Raw genomic sequence first — 7456 nt, forward strand, 5'->3', positions numbered from 1 at the left:
GTATTGGAGGAGGCGGGGGCCGTAGCAGGCGCCGCCTTCCACGTCGGCCGTGGCGGCGTAGAGGGAGGGGAGGGCGCCGGCGGCGGCGGACTGGGCCACCACCGTGTTGCCGATGCCGGTGGCCTTCTCCATGAAGGTGTTGCCCTGCATCTTGGGGCCGGTCTGCTGGAGGTTCGTGGCGGCGTAGCCGGGGTGGGCGGCGACGCTGGTCAGTTCGGGGACGCGGCGGTCCAGTTCCTTGGCGAAGATCAGGTTCGCGAGTTTGGCCTGGCTGTAGGCGGCCCACTTGCGGTAGCGGCGCTCGCTCTGCAGGTCGTCGAAGTTCAGGCGGCCCGTCCAGGCGAAGCCTGAGGTCACGGTGACCACGCGGGCGGACGCGGCGCGGAGGGCGGGCAGGAGGAGGCCGGTTAGGGCGAAGTGGCCGAGGTGGTTGGTGCCGAACTGCATCTCGAAGCCGTCGGCGGTGGAGCGGTGCGGGATGGCCATGACGCCCGCGTTGTTGACGAGGATGTCGACGGGGTCGTCGCCGTGCCGGGCCGCGAACGTCCGGACGGAGGACAGGTCGGCGAGGTCCAGGGTGCCGAGGGTGAGGTCGGCGTCCGGCGCGGCGGTCTTGATCCGGTCGAAGGCGGCCTGGCCGCGTTCGGCGCTGCGGCAGCCCAGCACGACGGCCGCGCCGTGCCGCGCGAGCTGGAGGGCGGTGTGGTAGCCGATGCCGCTGTTGGCCCCGGTGACGACCGCCCGTCGGCCGCGCAGGTCAGGGATGTCGTTCGCCGTCCAGCCGCGCATGGGCACCTCCGGGCTCAAAAGTAGACGGGGCATCGAATAGAGCGCAACGCCCTCCGGTGTGGCGCGATTCACAGCGGAGGGCGCGGCTGCGGGTCAGGCCGGGAGGTTCTTCTCGATGGCGTCGGTGACCTCGGTGGACTCCGGTTCGGCCTGCGGGGCGAACCGGGCCGCGACGGCGCCGTCCGGGCCGACCAGGAACTTCTCGAAGTTCCACCGGATGTCGCCGGTGTAGCCCTCGGCGTCCGGTACGCCGACGAGGCCCTGGTAGAGCGGGTGGCGGCCGTCGCCGTTGACCTCGACCTTCTCGGTCATCGGGAACGTGACGCCGTACGTCGCCGAGCAGAACTCGGCGATCTCGTCGGCGGTGCCGGGCTCCTGGCCCATGAACTGGTTGCAGGGGACGCCGAGGACGGTGAAGCCGCGCCCCGCGAACCGCTCCTGCAGCCGCTCCAGACCGGAGTACTGCGGCGTCAGGCCGCACTTGGAGGCGACGTTGACGACGAGCACGGCCTTGCCCTGGTACTGCGCGAGGTCCGCGGAGCCGCCCCGCAGACCGTCGATCTCTACGTCGAAGACAGACATGAGGCCGATCCTAGGAGATCGGCCGCAGTCCGCGGTGAGCGGACCGCCGGCGCTGGACGGGGGGACCCGCGCCGCCGGCCCGGTGCGCCCGCCGGTATCACCCGGCGGGGGCGGTCAGCTGCCCAAGGCGTTCACGAAGGCGGCGAGCTGGTTGCCCGCCGCGCCCAGCTGGTCGAAGGCGTTGTTGACCACTCCCGCCGCGTCCGTCGGTGAGCTCAGCAAGTAGAAGATGACGAACGCGATCGCCACATAGCGGAGGTTCTTCTTCATCCGTACGCCGTCCCTGGTTTGTAGCGCGCGACACAATTGACCCGATCCAATTGTGCCCAGCCGCGTCTGCCCGCAAAGCGCGATTTTACTGTGACGCGCGCGCCACCGCTTGGTGCCCCGGGCGCGAAGAAGCCCCGCACCGCCGGGGGTACGGGGCCTGGGAGCCGTCCGTCAGGTCGGGATCGCGCTCATGAACTGCGACAACGACTCCGCCGCGTTGCCGAGCCCGCTCAGGGCGTTGTTGACCAGACTCGCCGCCCCGTCGGGCTTGCTGATGACGTACCACGCCACGAAGGCGATGGCGGCGATCTTCATATGCTTCTTGTTCACTTCAACCACCCTCTGCGGTCGCTTGCCTACGCAGAGTGTTTCCCAGGGGTGGCCGAACGGAGATCAAGACCGGGCAAAGAGAGGGTCAGGTCCCGTTGGAGTGCTCGGTGATGTACGCGATGTACATCGGCCTGAGCGCCTCCCCGACCTCCCCCTCCCCCGCGTGCGTGAACTCCTCCAGCAGCGACAGGCCGTGGAACAGGTTGAACTCGGCGCGGTCGACCTCACCGGTGGCCGCCGCGGCGGCCGGGATCGCGCGCAGCAGCTCCCACAGGAAGCCGACGTCCCGCCGCTCCTTGGCGAGGTCCATCGCGCGCTCGTACAGCTCCTTGGACGGCAGCCCGTCCAGTTCCGCGGCGTTCGGCGTCACATCCGACATGATCCGACTGTAACCACGCGGGCGGCGCTCAACCGCGTCACTTGGTGATGACGTCCTGCGGGATCGGCTGGTCCTGCTTGAGCGCGCCGAACAGCTTGGACGCCTTGGCCTTGTCCCACGTGATGTAGGACCCGGCCGCCGCCGAGCTGCCGCTGCCGCCGATCGGGACGGTCGTCGTCACGCCGCTGCCGCCGCTCACGCCCTTCATCGCCCACATCATGCGGACCAGGTCGTACAGGTGGTCGTTCTCGTCCACGAGGAAGTTGCTGGTGGCGTTCATCGCCAGCGGGACGCTGCGGAACGGGTTGAACATCGTGCCGGGGCTCGTCGCCTTCTTCATCAGCGCGGCGAAGAACTGCCGCTGGTGCTCGACGCGTTCGAGGTCGGCGCGGGCGTACTTCCGGGTGCGGACGTAGCCGAGCGCCTGGCCGCCGTCCAGCGTCTGGCAGCCGGCCTTGAGGTTCAGGCCCGCCTTGGGGTCCTTGATGTCGTCCTTGACGCAGATGTCGACGCCGCCGACGGCGTCCACGACGCCCACGAAGCCGCCGAAGCCGATCTCGGCGTAGTGGTCGATGTGGATGCCGGTGGTCTTCTCCACGGTCTCCACGAGCAGCTTGGGGCCGCCGAAGGAGAACGCCGCGTTCAGCTTGTTCGACCCGTGCCCCCGGATCGGGACGTAGGAGTCGCGCGGCAGGCTGATGAGGGACGTCCCGCCGGAGCCGTAGTGCAGCAGCATCATCGAGTCGGTGCGGCGGCCGCCCGCGAACCCGGTGGCGAGCCGCTTCTGGTCGGCCTTCGTCAGGCCTTCCCGGCTGTCGGACCCGACGATCAGCCAGTTCGTCCCCGGCGTGTCGGCGACCCGGCCGGGGTAGTCGACCAGCACCGACTCCCGCTTCAGCCGCGAGTCCAGGTAGAAGTACCCGCCCACGATGATCAGCAGCAGCACGACGACGATCGCGCCGAGCACCCGCGGCCAGCGGCGCCGGCGGCGGCGCCGGACCGGTGCCCCGCCGCGCGGGCCGCCCTGGTCGTAGCGCGCCCCGGCGAGCTGGTCGCCCGCGTACGGGTCGTCGTACGGGTCGTACGGGTCGCGCCCGTAGGCGGCGTGCTGGTGGGCCCGGCGGTCGTTCATGCGTAGACCTTAGACAACGCGGAGGGTCCCGCGCGTCCATCCCGCGCATGATTGTCCGTCCGAACAAATCACCGCGTTATGTGACACATGAAGCGGACACCGTCCCCCTTACGGCGCACACTGCCCCCTGGCGGGAGTACGCAGGGAGGGTGGCGCATGGGTGGACGACGGCGTTCTTCGAGGTGGACGCGCCGCCGTGGCGGCGGCGGGCGGCGGGAGAAGGCCGGGCCCGAGCTTCCGGAGCTGACCGCGCACCGGTGGCACGAGAAGGACAGGGAGCTGGCGGAGACGGGCCTCGGCACCGTCGCGCGGCGGCTGCCGGCGGTGATCGCGCAGGCCGCGGGGCTGGCGTGGCGGGCGAGCCGGGTCGACACGATCGCGACGATCTCCCTCAACCTCGTCGCGGGGATCTTCACGGCGTTCTGGCTGCTGGCGACGACCGGCGTGCTCGCCGCGCTGTTCAGCGCGGCGCCGACGCCGTCCCGGGTCCGGGACGCGCTGCCGTCGCTGGCGCTGGTCGCGGGCGCGGTGGCGCTGCGGGCCGCGCTGCAGGCGGCCGCGGGCTGGTCGCAGTCGCGGCTGGACCCGCAGGTCCAGCGGCTCGCCGAGCTGCGGCTGTACGAGGCGACGACCGCCGTGCACCTGGCCGCGCTCGACGACTCCGACTTCCTGGACGAGCTGCAGCGCGCGCAGGTCCGGGGCATGATGTCGGCGCCGCGGGTCGTCCAGCAGGCGGTGGACGTCCTCACCGGGCTGGTGGGCATGGTGGCGGCGGCCGGGACGCTCGGCGTGCTGCATCCGCTGCTGCTGCCGCTGCTCCTGCTGACCGCCGTCCCGGAGGGGTGGGCGGCCGTGCGCAGCGCCCGGATGCGCTACCTGACGATGCTGTCGCTGGTCGAGGTCGCGCGGCGCAAGTGGATCCTGTCGGACCTGATGGTGGAGCGGAAGCACGCCGCCGAGGTGCGCTCGTTCACCATGCGCAAGTTCCTGCTGGACCAGTACGACCGGTCGGCCGCCCACCAGCGGAGCGTCGAGCTGGACCTGGCGCGCCGGCAGACGATAGCGCGGGTCACCGGCGACATGCTGAAGGGCGTCGCCACGGCGCTCGTCTACATCACGCTCGGGGTCATGCTGTGGAAGGGCGCGGTGCCGCTGGCGGTGGCGGGCACGGCGGTGCTGGCGATCCGGTCGGGCCAGTCGTCGCTGGCGAACCTGGTGTTCGCGGTCAACCAGTGCTACGAGGAGGGACTGTACTTCGGGGACTACCTGGGCTTCTGCGACGCCGCCGAGAAGCGGATCCCGCGCCGCGCGCTGGCCGCGGCGCAGGAGCGCGGGCGGCTGCCGGACGACTTCGCGCGCATCCGCGTCCGGGACGTCGTGTTCACCTATCCGGGCGCGGACACACCGTCCCTGCACGGCGTCTCGCTGGACCTGCGCAAGGGCGAGGTCGTCGCGCTCGTCGGCGAGAACGGGTCCGGGAAGACGACCCTCGCCAAGATCATGGCGGGCCTGTACGACCCGGACGCCGGCGAGGTGCGCTGGGACGACGTGCCGCTGTCCGCCGTCCCGCCGCAGGACGTGTGGGAGCGCATCGCCGTCATCGCGCAGGAGTACACGCACTGGCCGATGACCGCCCGGCAGAACATCACGATGGGGCGCGGCGCCGACCATGCCGGGGACGGCGAAGACCCGGCGATGCTCGCCGCCGCCCGCGCGTCCGGCGCCGACGAGGTCGTCGCGGAGCTGGCCCGCGGCTACGGGACGCTGCTGGACCGCCGTTTCAAGGGCGGCGCCGACCTGTCCGGCGGCCAGTGGCAGCGGCTCGCGGTGGCGCGCGGCTTCTTCCGGGACGCGCCGCTGCTGATCTGCGACGAGCCGACCGCCGCCCTGGACGCGCGGGCCGAGCACCAGCTGTTCGAGCGGATCCGCACCCACGCCGACGGCCGAACCGTACTGCTCATCACCCACCGGCTCGCCAGCGTCCGGTACGCCGACCGGATCTATGTGCTGGAGCGCGGTGAGGTCATCGAGGAGGGCGACCACGCGGCGCTGATGGCGCGCGGCGGCCTCTACGCCGACCTGTACTCCCTGCAGGCCGCCGCCTACGCGGCCGAGGGCCCGCAAGCGGCGGCCGGCTAATGGGGGCGGGCTAGAAGTAGAGGCCGTAGCCGCCGTCGTCCTCCCGGGGCGGGGCGTCGGGGAGGTCCGCGGGGCGCAGCAGCACCACCTCCGCCGCGTCGACCTCGCGGCCCTCGTCGTCCCCCGCGGTGATGCGCTGCGCCTGCCGGGAGATCGCCGCCTCCAGCAGGTTGCGGACGAGCCGCGCGTTGCCGAACGAGGGGCCGCGCGGGTGCGCGGCGACGCGGTCGCGCAGCGCCTCCAGCACGCCGGGGGCGAGCGCGAACCCGGCCTCCGCCGCCATGAACTCGAAGATCGTGACGAGCTCGTCGTCGGTGTAGTCGGGGAAGCGCAGCCGCTTGGGGAAGCGGGACTTCAGCCCGGGGTTGGCGTCCAGGAACCGCTCCATCTCGGCGTCGTAGCCGGCGACGATCACGACCAGGTCGCCGCGGTGCTCCTCCATCAGCCGCAGCAGCTCGGCGACCGCCTCGTGGCCGAAGTCGCGCCGGTCGCCGCCCGCGGACATCAGCGCGTACGCCTCGTCCACGAACAGGACGCCGCCGAGGGCGCGCTCGACCGCGCCCCGCACCCGCGGCGCGGTCTGCCCGACGAACTCGGCGACGAGGTCGGCGCGGGTGACCTCCACCAGGTGCCCGGACGACAGCAGGCCGAGCCGGGCGAACACGGCGGCGATCAGCCGCGCGATCGTCGTCTTGGCCGTGCCCGGGCTGCCCATGAACACCATGTGCCGGGCCGGGGGCGCCGGGGACACCTTGGCGTCGCGGCGCAGCTGCTCGGCGCGGACCTCGGCGACCAGCGCGGCCACCTCCCGCTTGATGTCGGCCAGCCCGATCAGCCGCTCCACCTCGGCGAGCGGGTCGCCGGGGACGTCGTCGCGGCCCCGGGTGAGGGTGCCCGGGACGTCCTCCAGCAGGATGACGTCGAGGGACTCGGTCTCGTCCACGATCCCGTCGGCGAGGACGCGGCGGCCCTGCATCGACACCGCCCGGTCGAGCAGGTTCGTCATGATCCGGACGTTGCCCGGCCCGCGTTCGCGCGGTGCCGCCTCGACCAGCGCGCGGACCTTGTCCAGCACGCCGGGGGCCAGCGCGAACCCCGAGCCGGCGGCCTTGGCCTCGAACACCCGCACCAGCTCGTCGTCGGTGAGGTCGGGGAAGCCGATCGTGCGCGGGAAGGACTCGGCCAGGTCGGGATGCGCCTTCAGCAGCCCGTTCATCTCCGCGTGCGGGCCGGTCAGCACGACGACGAGGTCCTCGGTGTGCGCCTGGACGCTGGTCAGCAGGACGTCCAGCACCTCGCGGCCGCGCGCGGCGTCCGCCGACACCGACACCAGGGCGTGCGCGTCCCGCACGAGCAGGACGCCGCCGTGCGCCTGCTCGACCGCCCGCCGCACCCGCAGCACGCTCTCGCTGGCGTACTCGCCGAGCAGGTCGGCGCGCTCCACCTCGACCAGGTGGCCGGACGACAGCACGCCGAGGTCGGCGTAGATCCGGCCCAGGATCCGCGCGATCTTGCCCTTGCCCGTGCCGGAGCTGCCGGTGAAGACCAGGTGCCGGGTCCGCGTCCGCGCGGTCATGCCCGCCTCGCGGCGCAGCCGCGCGGCCTTGGCCTCGGCGATCAGGGCGTCGACCTCGCGCTTGACGGAGTCGATGCCGATGCAGGCGGCCAGCTCGGCGAGCGGGTCGCTGTCGGCGGGACGGCCGGCGATGAGGCGCTGCGGCAGGTCGGCGTCCGTGACCTCCAGGGCGTCGCCGTCGCGGGCGCGGGCGGCGGCGACGGCCTCGCCCGCCATGTGCTCGGCCAGCCGGGCGCCGCGCAGGTCCGCAGCTGCGGGG

General features: G+C 72.5%; 8 protein-coding genes. 1 reads left to right on the forward strand and 7 read right to left on the reverse strand.

Translation table 11 applies throughout. The annotated features are described in order from the left end of the window. The 6 genes from HUX53_RS29430 to HUX53_RS29455 form a co-directional block, all read right to left on the reverse strand. Positions 1–789, reverse strand: a 789-nt coding sequence (locus HUX53_RS29430) for an oxidoreductase (RefSeq protein WP_176406479.1), incomplete at its 3' end; no start/stop codon positions are given. A gap of 93 nt (positions 790–882) precedes the next feature. Continuing rightward, positions 883–1371, reverse strand: coding sequence for a glutathione peroxidase (locus HUX53_RS29435; RefSeq protein WP_176406480.1), 489 nt, complete (start codon positions 1369–1371; stop codon positions 883–885). Positions 1372–1485: 114 nt separating this feature from the next. Further along, complete coding sequence (locus tag HUX53_RS29440; protein WP_176406481.1) at positions 1486–1641, reverse strand: hypothetical protein; 156 nt, start codon at positions 1639–1641, stop codon at positions 1486–1488. Between the two features lie 171 nt (positions 1642–1812). Continuing rightward, positions 1813–1971: a hypothetical protein gene (locus HUX53_RS29445; RefSeq protein ID WP_176406482.1), complete on the reverse strand. Its 159-nt coding sequence runs from the start codon at positions 1969–1971 to the stop codon at positions 1813–1815. Between the two features lie 85 nt (positions 1972–2056). After that, on the reverse strand, positions 2057–2350 hold the full coding sequence (locus HUX53_RS29450; RefSeq protein WP_176406483.1) for a hypothetical protein: 294 nt from the start codon (positions 2348–2350) through the stop codon (positions 2057–2059). 37 nt (positions 2351–2387) lie between these two features. Further along, the gene (locus HUX53_RS29455) at positions 2388–3482 is read right to left on the reverse strand and encodes an LCP family protein (RefSeq protein ID WP_176406484.1); all 1095 of its coding nucleotides are present in this window, start codon (positions 3480–3482) and stop codon (positions 2388–2390) included. Between the two features lie 156 nt (positions 3483–3638). Between HUX53_RS29455 and HUX53_RS29460 the strand changes: the two genes are divergently transcribed. Then, positions 3639–5621 (forward strand): ABC transporter ATP-binding protein, encoded by a 1983-nt coding sequence (locus tag HUX53_RS29460; protein WP_176406485.1) that lies wholly within the window; start codon positions 3639–3641, stop codon positions 5619–5621. A 10-nt stretch (positions 5622–5631) separates the two neighbouring features. Here the strand turns inward: HUX53_RS29460 and HUX53_RS29465 are convergent. Further along, positions 5632–7456: AAA family ATPase (locus HUX53_RS29465; protein WP_176406486.1), on the reverse strand; the 1825-nt coding region annotated here is incomplete at its 5' end.

This window comes from Actinomadura sp. BRA 177, assembly GCF_013372625.1.
Classification (GTDB): domain Bacteria; phylum Actinomycetota; class Actinomycetes; order Streptosporangiales; family Streptosporangiaceae; genus Spirillospora.

Coding starts and splice junctions, on each gene's coding strand:
- HUX53_RS29435 (WP_176406480.1), bottom strand. CDS start 1,371: ATGTCTGTCTTCGACGTAGAGATCGACGGTCTGCGGGGCGGCTCCGCG.
- HUX53_RS29440 (WP_176406481.1), bottom strand. CDS start 1,641: ATGAAGAAGAACCTCCGCTATGTGGCGATCGCGTTCGTCATCTTCTAC.
- HUX53_RS29450 (WP_176406483.1), bottom strand. CDS start 2,350: ATGTCGGATGTGACGCCGAACGCCGCGGAACTGGACGGGCTGCCGTCC.
- HUX53_RS29455 (WP_176406484.1), bottom strand. CDS start 3,482: ATGAACGACCGCCGGGCCCACCAGCACGCCGCCTACGGGCGCGACCCG.
- HUX53_RS29460 (WP_176406485.1), top strand. CDS start 3,639: ATGGGTGGACGACGGCGTTCTTCGAGGTGGACGCGCCGCCGTGGCGGC.